Origin of the sequence: Corallococcus carmarthensis (assembly GCF_003611695.1) — a bacterium.
Lineage (GTDB): Bacteria > Myxococcota > Myxococcia > Myxococcales > Myxococcaceae > Corallococcus > Corallococcus carmarthensis.
The window spans coordinates 1-471 of sequence record NZ_RAWE01000489.1 but is presented as its reverse complement, the minus strand read 5'-3'; the positions used below and the strand labels follow the sequence as shown (position 1 = coordinate 471).

Annotated in this window: 1 protein-coding gene; it reads left to right on the top strand. The window is 44.8% G+C overall.

The annotated features are described in order from the left end of the window. Positions 1–84 precede the first annotated feature (84 nt). The coding region (locus tag D7X32_RS44620) for a serine/threonine protein kinase (protein ID WP_147450546.1) at positions 85–471 on the top strand (387 nt) is incomplete at its 3' end.

Below are 471 nucleotides of genomic sequence, written 5' to 3'. Positions count from 1 at the left end.
TGCTAACGCCTTCCGGTACACTTCCTATCGATAGAAACGTTCATCGATGGAAGGCTTTATAATATAAGCGGGGGATCTAAAGCCGTGAATTTAGTAGGCGAACTTCTTGTCGGCGAATACGATATAACCGAAGCACTGGGACATGGCGCGACCAGTGTAGTGTACAAGGCTGTGCGCACAACTGACAAAAATGTATTCGCCATAAAAATCCTGCATAGCTACCTTGTTGTAAACGAAGAAAAGCGCAAAAGATTCGAGCAAGAAGCCAGAGCATTGCTTCTCCTCTCGCATCCTCATATTGTCAAAATTCATTCTTTCGACAAAACGACTGATGACCAACCGTTCTTTGTCATGGATTTTATACCGGGGCAAACGCTAAGTGACTTAGTAAATGGCGCACCGCTTACAATTCCACAGTCATGGAAAATATTCATAGAGATTGCGGATGCAATGACGCACGCGCACAACAGG